Genomic DNA, 20,423 nt, shown 5'->3' with positions numbered 1-20,423 from the left:
CACCACAACGGCGGACATGAGTTACGAAAGGTTTCAATTCTATCCGTAGCCGCCGCCGTTGTCTTTAAGATTCAGGAGCGTAGTGCATGGAGTTCAGTGTAAAAAGCGGTAGCCCGGAGAAACAGCGGAGTGCCTGCATCGTTGTGGGCGTCTTTGAACCACGCCGACTCTCCCCGATCGCCGAGCAACTCGATAAAATCAGCGACGGCTATATCAGCGCCCTGCTGCGCCGTGGCGAACTGGAAGGCAAACCAGGGCAGACCCTGTTGCTGCACCATGTTCCGAACGTCCTGTCCGAGCGTATTCTGCTGATTGGCTGTGGTAAAGAACGTGAGCTTGATGAGCGCCAGTACAAGCAGGTTATTCAGAAAACCATTAATACACTGAATGATACTGGTTCGATGGAAGCCGTCTGCTTCCTGACGGAGCTGCACGTTAAGGGCCGCAACACGTACTGGAAAGTGCGTCAGGCCGTCGAAACCGCAAAAGAGAGCCTCTACAGCTTTGATCAGCTGAAGACCACCAAAAGCGAGCCGCGTCGCCCGCTGCGTAAAATGGTCTTTAACGTGCCAACCCGTCGCGAGCTGACCAGCGGCGAGCGCGCCATTCAGCACGGTCTGGCCATTGCCGCCGGTATTAAAGCGGCAAAAGATCTTGGCAATATGCCGCCAAACATCTGTAACGCCGCGTACCTGGCGTCTCAGGCGCGCCAGCTGGCTGACGCGTACAGCAAGAACGTCATCACCCGCGTTATCGGCGAACAGCAGATGAAAGAGCTGGGGATGCACTCTTATCTGGCGGTCGGTAACGGTTCCCAGAACGAATCCCTGATGTCGGTCATTGAGTACAAGGGCAATCCGTCAGAGGATGCGCGACCCATCGTGCTCGTCGGTAAAGGGCTGACCTTCGACTCCGGCGGTATCTCCATCAAGCCTTCAGAAGGCATGGATGAGATGAAATACGACATGTGCGGCGCGGCGGCGGTTTACGGCGTCATGCGCATGGTCGCGGAACTTCAGTTGCCCATCAACGTGATCGGCGTGCTGGCGGGCTGCGAAAACATGCCTGGCGGCCGCGCTTATCGTCCGGGTGATGTGCTGACCACCATGTCCGGCCAGACCGTTGAGGTGCTGAACACCGACGCCGAAGGCCGTCTGGTGTTGTGTGACGTGCTGACCTACGTTGAGCGTTTCGAACCTGAAGCGGTGATTGACGTGGCTACCCTGACCGGCGCCTGCGTGATCGCGCTGGGCCATCACATCACCGGCCTGATGTCGAACCACAACCCGCTGGCGCATGAGCTGATCGGCGCGTCCGAGCAGGCCGGCGACCGCGCGTGGCGTCTGCCGCTGGGGGACGAGTTCCAGGAACAGCTGGAGTCTAACTTCGCAGACATGGCGAACATCGGCGGTCGTCCTGGCGGAGCAATTACCGCGGGCTGCTTCCTGGCGCGCTTTACCCGCAAGTACAACTGGGCGCACCTGGACATCGCGGGGACCGCATGGCGCTCCGGTAAAGCCAAAGGCGCGACCGGACGTCCGGTGGCGCTGCTGTCGCAGTTCCTGCTCAATCGTGCGGGTTTTAACGGCGACGAGTGATGTAAAACGCCGGGTGGCGGCTACGCCTTACCCGGCCTACACGCCACTCAACCGTAGGCCGGGTAAGCGAAGCGCCACCCGGCTTTGCATTTAAATCCACGACAAGAAGCCCCATATATGAAGAATGCAACGTTCTACCTTCTGGACAATGACACCCATCGGGATGGCCTCAGCGCCGTTGAACAGCTGGTGTGTGAAATTGCCGCAGAACGTTGGCGCGCAGGTAAACGCGTCCTGATTGCCTGTGAAGATGAGCAGCAGGCGATTCGCCTGGATGAAGCGCTATGGGCGCGCCCGCCGGAGAGTTTTGTTCCGCATAACCTGTCGGGCGAAGGTCCACGCGGCGGGGCACCGGTGGAGATTGCCTGGCCGCAAAAACGCAACAGCAGCGCGCGCGACATTCTCATTAGCCTGCGGACAGACTTTGCAGATTTTGCCACCGCTTTCACAGAAGTGGTAGACTTTGTCCCTTACGAAGAATCCTTGAAACAACTGGCGCGCGAACGCTACAAAGCGTACCGCCTGGCCGGTTTTAACCTGAATACGGCAACCTGGAAATAATGGAAAAGACATATAACCCACGCGATATCGAACAGCCGCTTTACGAGCACTGGGAACAGCAGGGCTATTTCAAGCCTAACGGCGACGAAAGCAAAGAGTCCTTCTGCATCATGATCCCGCCGCCGAACGTCACCGGCAGTTTGCATATGGGGCATGCTTTCCAGCAGACCATCATGGATACCATGATCCGCTACCAGCGCATGCAGGGCAAAAATACCCTGTGGCAGGCGGGGACTGACCACGCGGGTATCGCGACCCAGATGGTGGTTGAGCGTAAAATTGCCGCTGAAGAGGGTAAAACCCGCCACGACTACGGTCGCGACGCGTTCATCGACAAAATCTGGCAGTGGAAGGCAGAATCCGGCGGCACCATTACCCGTCAGATGCGCCGTCTCGGCAACTCCGTAGACTGGGAGCGCGAGCGCTTCACCATGGACGAAGGCCTGTCCAACGCCGTGAAAGAAGTCTTTGTGCGCCTGTACAAAGAAGACCTGATTTATCGTGGCAAGCGCCTGGTCAACTGGGACCCGAAACTGCGCACCGCCATCTCTGACCTGGAAGTGGAAAACCGCGAGTCTAAAGGCTCCATGTGGCACATCCGCTATCCGCTGGCCGACGGCGCAAAAACCGCCGACGGTAAAGATTACCTGGTGGTGGCGACCACCCGTCCGGAAACCCTGCTGGGCGATACCGGCGTGGCCGTTAACCCGGAAGATCCGCGTTATAAAGATCTGATCGGCAAATTCGTGGTGCTGCCGCTGGTGAACCGCCGTATTCCGATTGTGGGCGACGAACACGCCGACATGGAAAAAGGCACCGGCTGCGTGAAAATCACCCCGGCGCATGACTTCAACGACTATGAAGTCGGTCGTCGTCATCAACTTCCGATGATCAACATTCTGACCTTCGACGGCGATATCCGCGAAAGCGCAGAAGTGTATGACACTAAAGGCAACGAATCCGACGTTTATTCCAGCGACATCCCGGCTGAGTTCCAGAAGCTGGAGCGCTTTGCCGCGCGTAAAGCCATCGTAGCCGCCGTTGACGCACTCGGCCTGCTGGAAGAGATTAAACCTCACGATCTGACCGTGCCGTACGGCGACCGTGGCGGCGTGGTTATCGAGCCAATGCTGACCGACCAGTGGTACGTGCGTGCCGACGTGCTGGCGAAACCGGCTGTGGAAGCGGTTGAGAACGGCAGCATTCAGTTCGTGCCGAAGCAGTACGAAAACATGTACTTCTCCTGGATGCGCGATATTCAGGACTGGTGTATTTCCCGTCAGCTGTGGTGGGGTCACCGTATCCCGGCGTGGTACGACAACGAAGGCAATGTCTACGTTGGCCGCACCGAAGAGGAAGTGCGTCAGGAAAACAACCTGGGCGCTGACGTTGCCCTGCGCCAGGACGAAGACGTGCTGGATACCTGGTTCTCCTCCGCACTGTGGACCTTCTCTACCCTCGGCTGGCCGGAAAACACCGACGCGCTGCGTCAGTTCCATCCAACCAGCGTGATGGTATCCGGCTTCGACATCATCTTCTTCTGGATCGCCCGCATGATCATGATGACCATGCACTTCATCAAAGACGAAGACGGCAAGCCGCAGGTTCCGTTCCATACCGTCTACATGACCGGCCTGATCCGCGACGACGAAGGCCAGAAGATGTCCAAATCCAAGGGTAACGTTATCGACCCGCTGGATATGGTGGACGGTATCTCTCTGGAAGAGCTGCTGGAAAAACGTACCGGCAACATGATGCAGCCGCAGCTGGCGGAGAAAATCCGCAAGCGTACCGAGAAGCAGTTCCCGAACGGGATCGAATCTCACGGTACCGACGCCCTGCGCTTCACCCTGGCGGCGCTGGCCTCCACCGGTCGTGACATCAACTGGGATATGAAGCGTCTGGAAGGTTACCGTAACTTCTGTAACAAGCTGTGGAACGCCAGCCGCTTCGTGCTGATGAACACCGAAGATCAGGATTGCGGCTTTAACGGCGGCGAAATGACCCTGTCTCTGGCAGACCGCTGGATCCTGGCGGAATTTAACCAGACGGTGAAAGCATTCCGCGACGCGCTGGACAGCTACCGCTTCGACATCGCGGCAGGCATCCTGTACGAATTCACCTGGAACCAGTTCTGCGACTGGTACCTGGAGCTGGCGAAGCCGGTCATGAACGGCGGTTCTGAAGCGGAACTGCGCGGCACGCGTAATACGCTGATTACCGTTCTGGAAGGTCTGCTGCGCCTTGCGCACCCGATCATTCCGTTCATCACCGAAACCATCTGGCAGCGCGTGAAGGTGATTGCCGGTATTAATGCCGATACCATCATGCTCCAGCCGTTCCCGGCATTCGACGCCGCGAAAGTGGATGAAGCCGCGTCTGCGGATACCGAGTGGCTGAAGCAGGCGATCGTTGCGGTACGTAACATCCGCGCGGAAATGAACATCGCTCCGGGTAAACCACTGGAGCTGCTGCTGCGCGGTTGCAGCGAAGCTGCCGTTCGTCGCGTCACCGAGAACAACACCTTCCTGAAAACCATGGCGCGTCTGGAAAGCATCACCGTGCTGCCTGCCGATGACAAAGGTCCGGTTTCCGTGACCAAAATCATCGACGGCGCGGAGCTGCTGATCCCGATGGCGGGCCTGATCGACAAAGATGCGGAGCTGGCGCGTCTGGCGAAAGAAGTGGCGAAAGTCGACGTGGAAATTGGCAAAATCGAAAGCAAACTGGCGAACGAGGGCTTTGTGGCCCGCGCGCCGGAAGCGGTCATCGCCAAAGAGCGTGAGCGTCTGGTTGCCTTCGCCGATGCGAAGACCAAACTGATCGAGCAGCAGGCGGTTATCGCGGCGCTGTAATGCTTTTACCCCTTACGCTTCAGGGCGTAAGGGGTATCCTTCCTGAAAACTCCTCGCTTGCACTCCCCTTTCTGCGGTGCTATTAACAGCAGTTGTGTGTCAATTTTTGTCATGAGTAATGCTATGAGCGTGATTACCCCCGTCGCGACGACAATGCGTCGGATCACTGAGCAGGACAACCCGGCTATCGCCGCCGTTATCCGCACGGTTTCTGCCGAATATGGCCTGACCGCCGACAAAGGCTACACCGTGGCCGACCCAAATCTGGACGAACTTTTTCAGCTGTACAGCCAGCCGGGCCATGCCTACTGGGTCATCGAGCAGGACGGCCAGGTCGTGGGCGGCGGCGGCATTGCCCCACTGCTTTGCAGCGAGCCGGATATCTGTGAACTCCAGAAAATGTATTTCCTGCCAACGATACGCGGACAAGGCCTGGCGAAAAAGCTGGCGCTGGTCGCCCTGGAACATGCACGCTCACAGGGCTTTAAACGTTGCTACCTTGAAACCACCGCTTTCCTTAAAGAGGCCATTGGCCTGTATGAACATCTCGGCTTTGAGCATATTGATGCGCCACTGGGCTGCACGGGCCACGTGGACTGCGAAGTCAGGATGCTGAAAAATCTGTAAGTTTTGTTCCTGCCGTCTTCTGTTAAGCGTCTGTAAACTGAATGCTCTACACTCACAGTTCACACCAAAACAGGGGAAATGCGATGTCGAAGATAAAAAGCTACGCCGCACCGCAGGCGGGTGCAGAACTTGAGCTGTACGAGTACGATGCGGGCGAACTAAAAGCGGAAGACGTCGAAGTACAGGTTGATTACTGCGGGATCTGCCACTCAGATCTCTCGATGATCGACAATGAATGGGGCTTCTCCAGCTATCCGCTGGTGGCCGGGCACGAAGTCATTGGCCGCGTCGTGGCGCTCGGCAGCGCCGCGCAGGACAAAGGGCTGAAAGTGGGCCAGCGCGTGGGTATCGGCTGGACGGCACGCAGCTGCAGCCACTGCGACGCCTGTATCAGCGGCAATCAGATCAACTGCCTTGAGGGCGCAACGCCGACCATCCTGAACAAGGGCGGTTTCGCCGATAAGCTGCGCGCCGACTGGCAATGGGTTATCCCGCTGCCGGACAGCATTGATATTGAATCCGCAGGTCCGCTGCTGTGTGGCGGTATCACCGTCTTTAAACCGCTGCTGATGCATCACGTCACCGCCACCAGCCGCGTGGGCGTGATCGGGATTGGCGGTCTGGGCCATATCGCCATCAAGCTGCTGCACGCGATGGGCTGTGAAGTCACGGCGTTTAGCTCTAACCCGGCGAAAGAGCAGGAAGTGCTGGCGATGGGTGCGGATAAAGTGGTAAACAGTCGCGATCCCCAGGCGCTCACCGCTCTGGCAGGCCAGTTTGACCTGATCATCAACACCGTGAACGTCGATCTCGACTGGCAGCCGTACTTTGAAGCCCTGGCCTACGGCGGTAACTTCCACACCGTGGGTGCGGTGATGAAGCCGCTGCCGGTTCCGGCGTTTACCCTGATCGGCGGGGATCGCAGCGTGTCAGGCTCCGCGACCGGTACACCGTACGAGCTGCGCAAGCTGATGAAGTTTGCCGGACGCACAAAAGTGGCACCGACCACCGAACTGTATCCGATGTCAAAAATCAACGAAGCGATCCAGCACGTGCGCGACGGCAAAGCCCGCTACCGCGTGGTGTTGAAAGCGGATTTCTGATGTGAGATTGCCGGGGAATGTGCGGCCTGATGCCCTCACCCCAACCCTCTCCCACAGGGAGAGGGCGCAAACACTAAAAACGGTAACGGTTGTTACCGTTTTGCATCTACCATAGTCTTAAACACTTCCGCCACCGCGACCGCTCCCGGATCCATCACCCCGTCCAGATTCTCTTTATTCACGTACGACGAGCGTCCCGCGCCGGCTTTCGCCATTTTCGCCGTTGCTTCAGCCCCTTGCTGCGCGGCCTGCGCTGCCGCCTGAATATTGCCTTTCTGTAACGCCTCCAGCGCCGGTTGCAGGGCATCGATCAGCGTACGATCGCCGAGATCTGCACCGCCATACTGCTTCATCTGCGCCAGTCCGCTCAGCAATGCTTCAGGTAGCGGCTGTCCATCGTGAAGCTTTTGTCCTGCCGCAGTGAAGAAGATCGACATCAACACCCCACTCGATCCGCCCATCACCGTTGCCAGCCGCTCGCCAACCAGCAGGAGGAATGTCGGCACGTCGTTAAGGGGCAGGTTGTTCTCCTCAAGTCGCTGCGCAATATCCCGCGCCCCTTGCGCAAAGGTGGAGCCCGTATCGCCATCGCCTACTTTGGCATCCAGCGCGTTAAGGCGATTTTCCAGCTGGATCAATGTTTTCGTTACCGAGGCGACGGCCTCGCTCACCTGCGGATTGTCCGACGGGGTATATTCCACGCGATCATGAAGGGCGCTATGGGGGACGGTACGCAGGGGCGCGAACGCGACGGGCTTCTGCCAGCCCAGCGTCTCGACCTCGGCGTGAATCGCCTTCTCGAAGAAATCGTTGAGCTTTAACAGCGTTAGCGAAAAGCCTTTCATATCCAGCGCACTCACCAGCGGCGCCGGGCCAATCAGATACGCAATGTTCTCTTTCAACGCCGAATGCGCCAGCTCTTTGGTGAGCAGAGCCATCTCCAGCGCTGACACGCCGCCGAGGTTGTTGATCAGCACCGCAAAGCGCCCGTCACCCGCCTGGGCTTTTAGCGGCGTCACCAGCGTATCGATAATCGCTCTGCTGTTTTGCGTATCCACCACCGATGCCCCCGGCTCGCCGTGAATCCCCAGCCCCAGCTCCACGTGGCCTTGCCTGATGCGCCCTTCTTCATCATCGCTACCCGGCAGGTTACAGGTTTGCATCGCAACCCCCAGGCTCCAGAGGTTATCGCAGGCCTGTTGTGCAATATCCCGCACGTCGTTTAGCGATTTCCCCTGTTCTGCCGCATATCCCGCAATCTTATGCACCAGCGCCGTTCCCGCGATACCACGCGGCTGCTTGTTATCCGGTAGGGCGATATCATCCGCCACGATAACCATCTCGACCTTCAGGCCGTAGCGTTTGGCTTTTTCCGCCGCCAGGCCAAAGTTAAGCCGGTCACCGGTGTAGTTTTTCACAATCAGCAGGCAGCCACGATCGCCCGTCACCGCCACAATGGCATTGAGGACCGCATCCACGCTTGGGGAAGCGAACAGATCGCCACATACCGCTGCGGTAAGCATGCCTTTACCGACGAACCCGGCATGTGCCGGTTCATGGCCGGAGCCGCCACCGGAGATCACCGCCACGCGGCTTTTATCCCAGTCGCCGCGAGCCACCACGCGGATGGCCGGATCGATATCCAGTTTGACGAGATTACCGTGCGGCGCGGAGAGAAGTATGCCTTCAATGGCATCGTTGACAAGCTGTTTGCGGTCGTTAAAAAAGAATCTGGACATAGTTTCCCAAAATTTTGTTTACCGTATGCAAAAGCATAGTCCGCACTGGATAATGCGCCGCAAAGTGAGGAATTTACGCAGACATTTTGCCGTCAGGTTGCCTATACTCCACCCAGGACTACGAGAGGACGTGCATCATGAGTACACCATTGTTAATCGCCAGGACGCTGGAAAAAGAGCTGTTTTTACTGCCCGCGATGGCGAACCGTCATGGCCTGATCACCGGCGCGACCGGGACGGGGAAAACCGTTACCCTGCAAAAGCTGGCTGAGTCGTTGTCAGAGACTGGCGTGCCGGTTTTTATGGCTGACGTGAAGGGCGATTTAACCGGGGTGGCTCAGGAAGGCGCAGCGTCAGAAAAACTCCTCGAGCGCCTGAAAAATATCGGCATCACGGACTGGACGCCGCACGGTAATCCGGTGGTGGCCTGGGATATCTTCGGCGAAAAAGGCCATCCGGTGCGCGCCACCGTCTCCGACCTCGGCCCGCTGCTGCTGGCCCGTCTGCTTAACCTCAACGACGTGCAGTCCGGGGTACTGAACATTATCTTCCGTATCGCCGACGATCAGGGGCTACTGCTGCTCGACTTCAAAGATCTGCGCGCCATCACCCAGTACATTGGCGATAACGCCAAATCCTTCCAGAACCAGTACGGCAATATCAGCAGCGCCTCGGTGGGCGCCATTCAGCGCGGGCTCCTGACGCTGGAGCAACAGGGGGCCGAACACTTCTTCGGCGAGCCAATGCTGGATATCAAAGACTGGATGCGTACCGACAGCAGCGGCAAAGGCATCATCAACATTTTGAGCGCAGAGAAGCTCTACCAGATGCCGAAGCTTTACGCCGCCAGCCTGCTGTGGATGCTCTCTGAACTGTACGAACAACTGCCGGAAGCAGGCGATCTGGAAAAACCCAAACTGGTGTTCTTCTTTGACGAAGCGCACCTGTTGTTTAACGACGCGCCGCAGGTGCTGCTGGATAAAATTGAACAGGTTATCCGCCTGATCCGCTCCAAAGGCGTCGGGGTCTGGTTTGTGTCGCAAAACCCGTCGGATATTCCGGACAACGTACTGGGGCAGTTGGGTAACCGCGTGCAGCACGCCCTGCGCGCCTTTACGCCGAAAGATCAGAAAGCGGTGAAAGCCGCGGCGCAAACCATGCGCGCCAATCCGGCCTTTGATACCGAAACCGCCATTCAGGCGCTGGGTACCGGTGAAGCGCTGATTTCGTTCCTCGATGCAAAAGGCAGCCCGACAGTTGTCGAGCGTGCGATGGTGATTGCGCCCTGCTCGCGCATGGGGCCGGTAACGGACGATGAACGCAACGGCCTGATTAATCACTCCCCGGTGTACGGAAAGTACGAAGACGAAGTAGATCGCGAATCCGCGTTCGAAATGCTGCAAAAAGGGGTGCAGGCGACTGCCGAATCGCAGGATGCCCCTGCCGCAAAAGGGCAATCTGTTGCCGTGGACGACGGCATTCTCGGCGGGCTGAAAGATATTCTGTTCGGCAGCACCGGGCCACGCGGCGGCAAACGCGATGGCGTGGTTCAGACCATGGCAAAAAGCGCGACGCGTCAGATTACCAACCAGATAGTACGCGGCATGCTGGGAAGTCTGCTAGGCGGCCGTCGCCGGTAGCGGGGAAACCCACGGGCGGCCAAGCGCCGACCCCTGTACGCCGTTCTCCTGTAGATAGCGGTCGATTTCCAGCATCCCCGTCCAGCGGTTCTCACACCAGAGCGGTGCCAGAAGCGTTGGGCGGCGGGCGCTGGCCGAGATGCGGTGGTAAACAATCTCCGGAGGCGTGTGGCGAATCATCTCCCCCGCCGTCACCGTATAGTCGTCGAGTTCGATACCACTTAACCGCCCCGCTTCCCATGCTTTCGCCATTATGCTGCCCTTCACGATATGCAGCGGATGCAGCTTAATGCCATCCACGCCGGTCTCGACGACTTTTTCCAGCGTTTCCAGCCCGTGCTGCTGCCCTTCTCCTGGCAAGCCGACAATCAGATGCGAGCAGACTTTTAATCCACGCTCACGGGCGAGACGCGTGGTGCGCTGGTAGCAGGCGAAATCATGCCCGCGATTGATACGGTGCAGGGTTTTGTCATGCGCGGTCTGCAAGCCCAGCTCCAGCCAGATCTCGTAGCCCTTCTCTTTGTACTCACTAAGTAATTCCAGCACGGCCTCCGGCACGCAGTCCGGACGCGTCCCCACGCACAGCCCGACAATGTTCGCTTGAGCAACCGCCTGCTGATACATCGAGCGCAGCACCTGCACCTCAGCCCACGTGCTGGTGTAGGCCTGGAAATAGGCCAGATACTGCTTCGCGCGATTCACCAGACTCGCCTGATGGGCGAGCTGTTCAGCGATAGATTTATGCTGCTGGGCCTCGTCAGCAAACGAGGCCACGTTACAGAAAGTGCAGCCACCACGCCCGATGGTGCCATCGCGATTCGGGCAGCTAAAGCCGCCGTGCAGCGTCAGTTTGTGAACCTTTTGCCCATAGCGCTGCAAAAGATCCCCACCAAACATATTGACTAATTTTTGTAACTGCATAATCTGATAGACCGTCCCGAAGAAAGGGGACAAGCCTGCCATTTTTAGCCTCTGTCGGCGATGACCTGGATCAATCGCCCTGGACGGCCTTTATCTGTTTGAATAAATAATCACGATTACCGAGATTTCATTCACCCTGTACGTAATTACTTTTCCTTATGTTCTAATGGTTTTTTTCATTTATAGCGCCAGGACTGAAAAACAGTGATTTTATGCGGGTTTGAATGCAACACCAGATTAATATTCTGCTATAAATCTGCATTTCAGCACGCTGCATCGATAATACCGCTTTCATATAGTGAGTCAGATCACACTCCCCTGCACCTCCCCGGTGCTTTAAGTGGTTGTGAAAATAGTTAAATACATATTAAAAACAAAAAGATAACTACGCTTTAGCACATTTTTGTATAAATAAGATTGCCATTTGACCTGTGTACCAATTCCCGATAAGTTGGAAATCCGCTGGAAGCTTTCTGGATGAGCGGCCTGCTCATCATATTTATGCAGTAATTGAGATTCCCTCTGAAGCAAGTCCTCAAACTTGTTTACCTGCGCGAAAGGATGAAAAAGAGGGCGAATGCGAGGTCCGCGTATGAAACGCTAACCCCGTCGCCATGCTCTTTCTGCGCCTGTGCGCCACGGTAAAGTTCAGTGGGAAGCCCGACGAGCCTGGGGAGGTTCACTGATATGTTGTACGATAAATCCCTTGAGAAGGATAACTGTGGTTTCGGCCTGATCGCCCACATAGAAGGCGAACCTAGCCACAAGGTAGTGCGTACTGCTATTCACGCACTGGCCCGTATGCAGCACCGTGGCGCCATCCTTGCCGATGGTAAAACCGGCGACGGTTGCGGCCTGCTGCTGCAAAAACCGGATCGTTTCTTCCGTATCGTAGCGGAAGAGCGCGGCTGGCGTTTAGCCAAAAACTACGCTGTCGGTATGCTGTTCCTGAATCAGGATCCTGAAAAAGCTGCCGCGTCGCGCCGCATCGTTGAAGAAGAACTTCAGCGTGAAACCCTGTCGATTGTCGGCTGGCGCGATGTGCCAACCAACGAAGGGGTGCTCGGTGAAATCGCCCTCTCCTCGCTGCCTCGTATTGAACAGATTTTTGTCAACGCGCCTGCGGGCTGGCGTCCGCGTGATATGGAACGCCGTCTGTTTATCGCCCGCCGCCGCATTGAAAAACGTCTTCAGGATGATAAAGAGTTCTACGTCTGTAGCCTCTCTAACCTTGTGAACATCTATAAAGGTCTGTGTATGCCGGCTGACCTGCCGCGCTTCTACCTGGACCTGGCGGACCTGCGTCTGGAATCGGCCATTTGCCTGTTCCACCAGCGCTTCTCCACCAACACCGTTCCACGCTGGCCGCTGGCGCAGCCGTTCCGCTACCTGGCGCATAACGGCGAGATCAACACCATCACCGGCAACCGCCAGTGGGCCCGCGCCCGTACCTATAAATTCCAGACGCCGCTGATCCCGGACCTGCACGATGCCGCGCCGTTCGTGAACGAAACCGGCTCGGACTCCAGCTCCATGGATAACATGCTGGAACTGCTGCTGGCGGGCGGGATGGACATCGTGCGCGCCATGCGTCTGCTCGTGCCACCGGCCTGGCAGAACAACCCGGATATGGACCCTGAGCTGCGCGCGTTCTTCGACTTTAACTCCATGCACATGGAGCCGTGGGACGGCCCGGCGGGCATCGTTATGTCCGACGGTCGTTTTGCCGCCTGTAACCTGGACCGTAATGGTCTGCGTCCGGCGCGCTACGTTATTACCAAAGACAAGCTCATCACCTGTGCCTCTGAAGTCGGGATCTGGGATTACCAGCCAGACGAAGTGGTCGAGAAAGGCCGCGTCGGACCGGGCGAGCTGATGGTGATCGACACCCGCGGTGGGCGTATTCTGCATTCCGCCGAAACCGACAACGATCTGAAGAGCCGCCATCCGTACAAAGAGTGGATGGAGAAAAACGTGCGTCGTCTGGTGCCGTTTGAAGATCTGTCGGACGAAGAAGTGGGCAGCCGCGAGCTGGACGATGACACCCTCGCGAGCTTCCAGAAGCAGTTTAACTACAGCGCGGAAGAGCTGGACTCGGTTATCCGCGTGCTCGGTGAAAACGGCCAGGAAGCGGTCGGCTCAATGGGTGACGATACCCCGTTTGCCGTGCTCTCCAGCCAGCCACGCATTATTTATGACTACTTCCGTCAGCAGTTTGCGCAGGTCACTAACCCGCCAATCGATCCGCTGCGCGAAGCCCACGTCATGTCGCTGGCCACCAGCATCGGCCGTGAGATGAACGTCTTCTGTGAAGCTGAAGGCCAGGCGCACCGTCTGACCTTTAAATCACCGATCCTGCTGTACTCCGATTTCAAACAGCTCACCACCATGACCGAGGAGCACTATCGCGCCGACACGCTCGATATCACCTTCGACGTGACCGAAACGAGCCTCGAAGAGACGGTGAACGCGCTGTGCGATAAAGCCGAGCAGATGGTGCGTAACGGCACCGTTCTGCTGGTGCTGTCTGACCGCAACATCGCGAAAAACCGTCTGCCGGTGCCTGCACCCATGGCGGTGGGGGCTATCCAGACGCGTCTGGTGGACAAGAGCCTGCGCTGCGACGCCAACATCATCGTTGAAACCGCGAGCGCGCGCGACCCGCACCACTTTGCGGTGCTGTTAGGCTTTGGCGCCACGGCAATCTACCCGTATCTGGCCTACGAAACGCTGGCCCGCCTGGTAGATACCCGCGCGATCGACAAAGACTACCGCGCCGTGATGCTGAACTACCGTAACGGCATCAACAAAGGTCTGTACAAAATCATGTCCAAAATGGGCATCTCGACCATCGCCTCTTACCGCTGCTCGAAGCTGTTTGAAGCGGTCGGCCTGCATGACGACGTCGCCAACCTCTGCTTCCAGGGCGTGATCAGCCGTATCGGCGGCGCCGGTTTTGCTGACTTCCAGCAGGATCTGGTGAACCTGTCGAAACGCGCCTGGCTGGCACGTAAGCCGCTGGAACAGGGCGGCCTGCTGAAATATGTCCACGGGGGTGAGTATCACGCTTATAACCCGGACGTGGTGCGCACGCTGCAACAGGCAGTGCAGAGCGGCGAGTACAGCGATTATCAGCAGTATGCAGAGCTGGTGAACAACCGTCCGGCAGCGACGCTGCGCGATCTCATTGCCCTCAATCCGGGTGATGAAGCGGTCAGCATTGACGAGGTTGAACCCGCGTCTGAGCTGTTCAAACGTTTCGACACCGCGGCGATGTCTATCGGCGCGCTGAGCCCGGAAGCGCACGAAGCGCTGGCGGAAGCCATGAACAGCATCGGCGGCAACTCCAACTCCGGGGAAGGCGGTGAAGATCCGGCCCGCTACGGCACCAATAAAGTGTCCCGTATTAAGCAGGTGGCGTCTGGTCGCTTTGGCGTAACGCCTGCGTACCTGGTTAACGCCGACGTGATTCAGATTAAAGTCGCGCAGGGTGCGAAACCGGGTGAAGGCGGTCAGCTGCCGGGTGATAAAGTCACCCCATACATCGCTAAGCTTCGCTATTCAGTGCCGGGCGTGACGCTGATCTCCCCGCCGCCGCACCACGATATCTACTCTATCGAGGATCTGGCGCAGCTGATTTTCGACCTGAAACAGGTCAACCCGAAAGCGATGATCTCCGTGAAGCTGGTTTCCGAACCGGGCGTTGGCACCATTGCCACCGGCGTGGCAAAAGCTTATGCGGATCTGATCACCATCGCCGGTTACGACGGCGGCACCGGCGCAAGCCCGCTCTCCTCCGTGAAATACGCGGGTTGTCCGTGGGAGCTTGGCCTGGTGGAAACCCAGCAGGCGCTGGTCGCTAACGGCCTGCGTCACAAGATCCGTTTGCAGGTGGACGGCGGACTGAAAACCGGCCTCGACATCATCAAAGCGGCGATTCTGGGAGCGGAAAGCTTCGGCTTTGGTACCGGCCCGATGGTTGCGCTCGGCTGTAAATACCTGCGTATTTGCCACCTGAACAACTGTGCAACGGGCGTTGCTACCCAGGACGAAAAGCTGCGTAAAAATCACTACCACGGCCTGCCGTTCAAAGTGACCAACTACTTTGACTTCATCGCCCGTGAAACCCGCGAGCTGATGGCGCAGCTGGGCGTGAAGCGTCTGGTAGACCTGATTGGCCGTACCGACCTGCTGAAAGAGCTTGAGGGCTTCACGGCCAAGCAGCAGAAGCTGGAGCTGTCTAAGCTGCTGGAAACCGCTCAGCCGCATCCTGGCAAAGCGGTTTACTGTACCGAGAACAACCCGCCGTTCGACAACGGCGTGCTGAACGCACAGCTGCTGCAACAGGCGAAGCCGTATGTGGATGAGAAGCAGAGCAAAACGTTCTGGTTTGATATCCGCAACACCGACCGTTCCGTGGGTGCGTCCCTCTCCGGTTACATCGCGCAAACGCACGGTGACCAGGGTCTGGCGTCGGATCCGATTACCGCGCACTTCAGCGGTACCGCGGGTCAGAGCTTCGGCGTGTGGAACGCAGGCGGAGTTGAGTTATACCTGACCGGCGATGCCAACGACTACGTCGGAAAAGGCATGGCGGGCGGTCTGCTGGCGGTGCGTCCTCCGGTTGGTTCAGCCTTCCGCAGCCATGAAGCGAGCATCATCGGCAATACCTGTCTGTACGGCGCAACCGGCGGTCGTCTGTTTGCCGCGGGCCGTGCGGGCGAACGTTTTGCGGTGCGTAACTCCGGCGCCATCACCGTGGTGGAAGGCATCGGCGATAACGGCTGTGAATACATGACGGGCGGAATTGTGTGCGTCCTGGGTAAAACCGGCGTGAACTTTGGCGCGGGCATGACGGGCGGTTTTGCCTACGTCCTGGATGAAGACGGTGAGTTCCGCAAACGTGTGAACCCGGAGCTGGTGGAAGTGCTGGACGTTGATACGCTGGCTATCCACGAAGAACACCTGCGCGGTTTAATTACCGAACACGTGCAGCATACCGGTTCTTCGCGCGGCGAAGAGATCCTGGCCAACTGGCCGGCATTCTCTGCGAAATTCGCGCTGGTGAAGCCGAAGTCCAGCGATGTTAAAGCCCTGTTGGGTCACCGTAGTCGTAGCGCAGCAGAGCTGCGCGTGCAGGCGCAGTAAGGAATTCAGATGAGCCAGAACGTTTACCAGTTTATCGACCTTCAGCGTGTTGATCCGCCAAAGAAACCGCTGAAGATCCGTAAAATTGAATTTGTTGAAATCTATGAGCCGTTTTCAGAAGGCCAGGCCAAAGCACAGGCAGACCGCTGCCTGTCCTGCGGTAACCCTTACTGCGAATGGAAGTGTCCGGTCCATAACTACATCCCGAACTGGCTGAAGCTGGCCAACGAAGGGCGTATTTTTGAAGCCGCCGAGCTGTCTCATCAGACCAACACCCTGCCGGAAGTGTGCGGCCGCGTGTGCCCTCAGGATCGTCTGTGTGAAGGATCCTGTACGCTGAACGACGAGTTTGGCGCGGTAACCATCGGCAATATCGAACGCTATATCAACGATAAAGCGTTCGAGATGGGCTGGCGCCCGGATATGACCGGTGTGCGTCAAACCGACAAGCGCGTAGCGATTATCGGCGCGGGCCCGGCAGGCCTGGCCTGTGCGGACGTGCTGACCCGTAACGGCGTGAAGGCGGTGGTCTTTGATCGCCACCCGGAGATTGGCGGCCTGCTGACCTTCGGTATCCCGGCCTTCAAGCTGGAGAAAGAGGTGATGACCCGCCGCCGCGAAATCTTCACCGGCATGGGCATTGAGTTCAAACTCAACACCGAAGTGGGCCGCGACGTGCAGCTCGACGACCTGCTGAAAGATTACGACGCCGTGTTCCTGGGCGTAGGCACTTATCAGTCCATGCGCGGTGGTCTGGAGAACGAAGATGCGCCAGGCGTGTACGACGCGCTGCCGTTCCTGATTGCGAATACCAAACAGCTAATGGGCTACGGCGAGACCGCCGATGAGCCGTTCGTCAGCATGGAAGGCAAACGCGTGGTGGTGCTGGGCGGCGGTGATACCGCGATGGACTGCGTGCGTACCTCCATTCGCCAGAATGCGGCGCATGTCATCTGTGCCTACCGTCGTGACGAAGAGAACATGCCGGGCTCTAAGCGCGAAGTGAAAAACGCACGTGAAGAGGGCGTCGAGTTCCAGTTCAACATCCAGCCTCTGGGTATTGAAGTGAATGCCAACGGTAAAGTGAGCGGCGTGAAGATGGCGCGCACGGAGATGGGTGCGCCAGATGCGAAAGGCCGTCGTCGCGCGGAGATCGTGGCCGGTTCTGAACACGTGATCCCGGCTGACGCCGTGGTGATGGCGTTTGGTTTTCGTCCTCACAGCATGGAGTGGCTGGCGAAGCACAGCGTAGAGCTGGACTCTCAAGGCCGCATCATTGCGCCAGAAGGCAGCGATAACGCGTTCCAGACCAGCAACCCGAAAATCTTCGCCGGTGGCGACATCGTTCGCGGCTCTGACCTGGTGGTCACGGCGATTGCTGAAGGCCGTAAAGCGGCTGACGGGATCATGAACTTCCTGGAAGTGTAAGCCCCTCTGACTCCCCGGCAGAAGCATAAAGCGGAACGCTGGGGAGCCTGTTTTCAGTAGCCTACCCTTAAGTTAATGATGCCTTTTTAAGCAAAAAAGCAGCGTAAATCCCGACGTAAACGTTTGCTTTCGTGAAAAAAATGTATATTATGCGGCGGATTTTTTGGCCAAAATTCAAGGAGGCATTGTGTCGCAAGATAACAATTATAGCCAGGGCCCCGTCCCTCTGGCGGCGCGGAAAGGCGTGGTTCCACTCACTTTTGTGATGTTAGGGTTAACGTTTTTTTCCGCCAGTATGTGGACCGGAGGCACGCTCGGTACCGGTCTTTCCTATAATGATTTCTTCCTCGCAGTTCTCTTCGGCAATCTCCTCCTCGGTATTTACACTGCTTTTCTTGGCTACATTGGCGCAAAAACCGGCCTCTCAACCCATCTTCTTGCGCGTTACTCGTTCGGTATAAAAGGTTCCTGGCTTCCCTCCATGCTTTTAGGCGGTACGCAGGTAGGGTGGTTTGGCGTCGGCGTAGCGATGTTTGCCATCCCGGTGAGTAAAGCCACGGGCATCGACGTGAACATCCTGATTGCGGTTTCCGGCCTGTTGATGACGTTAACCATTTTTTTTGGCATCTCGGCACTGACGATTTTATCCATCATCGCCGTACCCGCTATCGTCATCCTGGGTAGCTACTCCGTCTGGCTGGCGGTGGACGGCGTGGGAGGATTGGACCACCTCAAATCCATTGTGCCGCAGACGCCGCTCAACTTTTCCAGCGCGCTGGCGCTGGTTGTAGGCTCGTTTATCAGCGCAGGCACGCTGACCGCCGACTTCGTCCGCTTTGGCCGCAATGCCAAAGGTGCCGTTCTGGTGGCGATGGTGGCATTTTTCCTTGGCAACTCGCTGATGTTTATCTTCGGTGCGGCAGGCGCTGCCGCCGTAGGACAGGCCGATATTTCTGACGTGATGATCGCCCAGGGACTGCTGCTGCCGGCCATTGTCGTTCTTGGCCTGAATATCTGGACCACCAATGACAACGCGTTGTACGCCTCTGGTTTGGGTTTCGCCAATATTACTGGCCTTTCCAGCCGTACGCTGTCGGTGGTTAATGGCATTATCGGTACGCTGTGCGCGCTGTGGCTATACAACAACTTCGTTGGCTGGCTGACCTTTTTGTCGGCAGCGATTCCGCCGGTTGGCGGGGTGATTATCGCCGACTACCTGATTAATCGCCGCCGCTATGCCAGCTTCGACCACGCAAAATTTGTGTCCGTTAACTGGATTGCCATTTTCTCGGTCGCCCTGGGTGTTGCTGCCGGGCACTACATTCCGGGAATTGTCCCCGTTAACGCAGTATTGGGTGGCGTCTTCAGCTATTTGGTGTTAAACCCATTCGCCAAACGTACCCTTGCTAATCCTTCGGAGGTTTCCCATGCAGAATAATTCCCTCACTATCCGTCAGGCCCGTTTGCAGGGGCAAGAGGGTTTATGGCAAATCACGATTGAGGACGGACGCTTCAGCCGTATCGATCCTCAGGAAACCGCCTCTGCGCCAGTCGGTCAGGTGCTGGACGCCGAATGCGGGCTGGTAATCCCTCCTTTCATCGAGCCGCATATCCATCTGGATACAACGCAAACGGCGGGTGAACCGAACTGGAACCAGTCCGGCACGCTTTTCGAGGGAATCGAGCGCTGGGCCGAACGCAAGGCGATGCTTACCCACGAAGACGTTAAAACTCGCGCGATGCAGACCCTGAAGTGGCAAATCGCCAACGGCATTCAGTACGTACGTACACACGTTGACGTCTCGGACCCCACCCTTACGGCACTGAAAGCCATGCTGGAGGTGAAGCAGGAAGTCGCCCCGTGGGTCGATATGCAAATTGTGGCATTCCCGCAGGAAGGCATTCTTTCTTATCCGAACGGTGAAGAACTGCTTGAGGAAGCCGTGCGTTTAGGGGCGGATGTCATCGGCGCAATCCCCCACTTTGAATTTACGCGTGAATATGGCGTTGAGTCGCTGCATAAAACGTTTTCCCTGGCCAGAAAGTACGACCGACTGATCGATGTCCACTGTGATGAGATTGATGATGAACAATCGCGCTTCGTTGAAACCGTTGCCGCACTGGCACATCGTGACGGAATGGGTTCACGCGTGACCGCCAGCCATACCACGGCGATGCACTCCTATAATGGCGCGTATACGTCCCGACTGTTCCGCCTGTTAAAAATGTCAGGCATTAACTTCGTGGCAAACCCGCTGGTTAACACGCATTTGCAGGGCCGTTTCGATACCTATCCCAAACGCCGAGGCATCACACGCGTCAAAGAAATGCTGGAAGCGGAGATCAACGTCTGCTTTGGTCATGACGACGTTTTCGATCCGTGGTATCCGCTGGGAACCGCGAATATGCTTCAGGTTCTGCATATGGGGCTGCACGTTTGCCAACTGATGGGTTACGGGCAAATAAATGATGGACTTAACCTGATCACTACCCACAGCGCGAAAACGCTCGATTTGCAGGACTATGGCGTGCGCGTTGGGAATACAGCAAACCTGGTGATTCTCCCGGCAGAGAATGGGTTTGATGCAGTTCGTCGCCAGATGCCGGCACGATACTCTGTTCGCCACGGCAAGGTGATTGCCGAGACGGTGCCCAGCCAGACAACCTTGCACCTGACGCAGCCGGAAGCGGTGACGTTTAAGCGCCAGAATATCGAATAACATTGCCGGATGGCGGCTGCGCCTTATCCGGCCTGCAAATTACGTTATGCCCGCAGGCCTGATAAGCGAAGCGCCATCAGGCC

12 protein-coding genes are annotated in these 20,423 nt (G+C 57.4%); 10 read left to right on the top strand and 2 right to left on the bottom strand.

Annotated features, from left to right (window positions below; all coding sequences use genetic code 11):
• Window positions 1-86 precede the first annotated feature (86 nt).
• The 5 genes from pepA (at window position 87) to ahr (ending at window position 6,744) form a co-directional block, all read left to right on the top strand.
• On the top strand, window positions 87-1,598 hold the full coding sequence (pepA, locus tag H2Z33_RS10840; protein ID WP_003861882.1) for a leucyl aminopeptidase: 1,512 nt from the start codon (window positions 87-89) through the stop codon (window positions 1,596-1,598).
• Window positions 1,599-1,715: 117 nt separating this feature from the next.
• Window positions 1,716-2,159 (top strand): DNA polymerase III subunit chi, encoded by a 444-nt coding sequence (gene holC, locus H2Z33_RS10835; RefSeq protein WP_063135410.1) that lies wholly within the window; start codon window positions 1,716-1,718, stop codon window positions 2,157-2,159.
• On the top strand, window positions 2,159-5,014 hold the full coding sequence (locus H2Z33_RS10830; RefSeq protein ID WP_017382726.1) for a valine--tRNA ligase: 2,856 nt from the start codon (window positions 2,159-2,161) through the stop codon (window positions 5,012-5,014). The genes holC and H2Z33_RS10830 overlap by 1 nt, the downstream gene beginning before the upstream one ends.
• A gap of 123 nt (window positions 5,015-5,137) precedes the next feature.
• Window positions 5,138-5,641: a GNAT family N-acetyltransferase gene (locus tag H2Z33_RS10825; protein WP_017693907.1), complete on the top strand. Its 504-nt coding sequence runs from the start codon at window positions 5,138-5,140 to the stop codon at window positions 5,639-5,641.
• Window positions 5,642-5,724: 83 nt separating this feature from the next.
• Entirely contained in the window at window positions 5,725-6,744 is a 1,020-nt protein-coding gene (gene ahr, locus H2Z33_RS10820; RefSeq protein ID WP_063135411.1) for an NADPH-dependent aldehyde reductase Ahr, read from the top strand.
• A gap of 92 nt (window positions 6,745-6,836) precedes the next feature.
• Here ahr and H2Z33_RS10815 read toward each other — a convergent pair whose 3' ends face one another.
• Window positions 6,837-8,483 (bottom strand): dihydroxyacetone kinase subunit DhaK, encoded by a 1,647-nt coding sequence (locus H2Z33_RS10815; protein WP_032655246.1) that lies wholly within the window; start codon window positions 8,481-8,483, stop codon window positions 6,837-6,839.
• Between the two features lie 137 nt (window positions 8,484-8,620).
• On the opposite strand from H2Z33_RS10815, the gene H2Z33_RS10810 reads away from it, so the two are divergent.
• Entirely contained in the window at window positions 8,621-10,123 is a 1,503-nt protein-coding gene (locus H2Z33_RS10810) for a helicase HerA-like C-terminal domain-containing protein (protein WP_040118157.1), read from the top strand.
• Here H2Z33_RS10810 and H2Z33_RS10805 read toward each other — a convergent pair.
• A complete protein-coding gene (locus tag H2Z33_RS10805; RefSeq protein WP_114503652.1) occupies window positions 10,103-11,044 on the bottom strand; it encodes a TIGR01212 family radical SAM protein in 942 nt (313 codons plus the stop codon). The genes H2Z33_RS10810 and H2Z33_RS10805 overlap by 21 nt on opposite strands.
• A gap of 687 nt (window positions 11,045-11,731) precedes the next feature.
• On the opposite strand from H2Z33_RS10805, the gene gltB reads away from it, so the two are divergent.
• The 4 genes from gltB (at window position 11,732) to H2Z33_RS10785 (ending at window position 20,340) form a co-directional block, all read left to right on the top strand.
• Window positions 11,732-16,192, top strand: a complete 4,461-nt coding sequence (gene gltB, locus H2Z33_RS10800) for a glutamate synthase large subunit (protein WP_017382722.1) — start codon at window positions 11,732-11,734, stop codon at window positions 16,190-16,192.
• 9 nt (window positions 16,193-16,201) lie between these two features.
• Window positions 16,202-17,620, top strand: coding sequence for a glutamate synthase subunit GltD (gltD, locus tag H2Z33_RS10795; protein ID WP_017382721.1), 1,419 nt, complete (start codon window positions 16,202-16,204; stop codon window positions 17,618-17,620).
• A 187-nt stretch (window positions 17,621-17,807) separates the two neighbouring features.
• Window positions 17,808-19,058 (top strand): cytosine permease, encoded by a 1,251-nt coding sequence (codB, locus tag H2Z33_RS10790; protein WP_017693905.1) that lies wholly within the window; start codon window positions 17,808-17,810, stop codon window positions 19,056-19,058.
• Entirely contained in the window at window positions 19,048-20,340 is a 1,293-nt protein-coding gene (locus H2Z33_RS10785; RefSeq protein ID WP_063135412.1) for a cytosine deaminase, read from the top strand. Before codB ends, H2Z33_RS10785 begins: the two co-directional genes overlap by 11 nt.
• The last annotated feature ends 83 nt before the right edge of the window (window positions 20,341-20,423 follow it).

Origin of the sequence: Enterobacter sp. YSU (assembly GCF_016082135.1) — a bacterium.
Classification (GTDB): Bacteria; Pseudomonadota; Gammaproteobacteria; order Enterobacterales; family Enterobacteriaceae; genus Enterobacter; species Enterobacter hormaechei_C.
Note: the sequence above shows the minus strand (reverse complement) of the source record. Positions and strands in the feature narration are given on the sequence as shown.

Bases quoted from the DNA above. Each gene is read 5' to 3' on its own strand.
- gltB (WP_017382722.1), top strand. From the start codon at position 11,732: ATGTTGTACGATAAATCCCTTGAGAAGGATAACTGTGGTTTCGGCCTG.
- gltD (WP_017382721.1), top strand. From the start codon at position 16,202: ATGAGCCAGAACGTTTACCAGTTTATCGACCTTCAGCGTGTTGATCCG.
- H2Z33_RS10810 (WP_040118157.1), top strand. From the start codon at position 8,621: ATGAGTACACCATTGTTAATCGCCAGGACGCTGGAAAAAGAGCTGTTT.
- H2Z33_RS10815 (WP_032655246.1), bottom strand. From the start codon at position 8,483: ATGTCCAGATTCTTTTTTAACGACCGCAAACAGCTTGTCAACGATGCC.
- H2Z33_RS10825 (WP_017693907.1), top strand. From the start codon at position 5,138: ATGAGCGTGATTACCCCCGTCGCGACGACAATGCGTCGGATCACTGAG.
- holC (WP_063135410.1), top strand. From the start codon at position 1,716: ATGAAGAATGCAACGTTCTACCTTCTGGACAATGACACCCATCGGGAT.
- ahr (WP_063135411.1), top strand. From the start codon at position 5,725: ATGTCGAAGATAAAAAGCTACGCCGCACCGCAGGCGGGTGCAGAACTT.
- H2Z33_RS10805 (WP_114503652.1), bottom strand. From the start codon at position 11,044: ATGCAGTTACAAAAATTAGTCAATATGTTTGGTGGGGATCTTTTGCAG.
- H2Z33_RS10785 (WP_063135412.1), top strand. From the start codon at position 19,048: ATGCAGAATAATTCCCTCACTATCCGTCAGGCCCGTTTGCAGGGGCAA.
- H2Z33_RS10830 (WP_017382726.1), top strand. From the start codon at position 2,159: ATGGAAAAGACATATAACCCACGCGATATCGAACAGCCGCTTTACGAG.
- pepA (WP_003861882.1), top strand. From the start codon at position 87: ATGGAGTTCAGTGTAAAAAGCGGTAGCCCGGAGAAACAGCGGAGTGCC.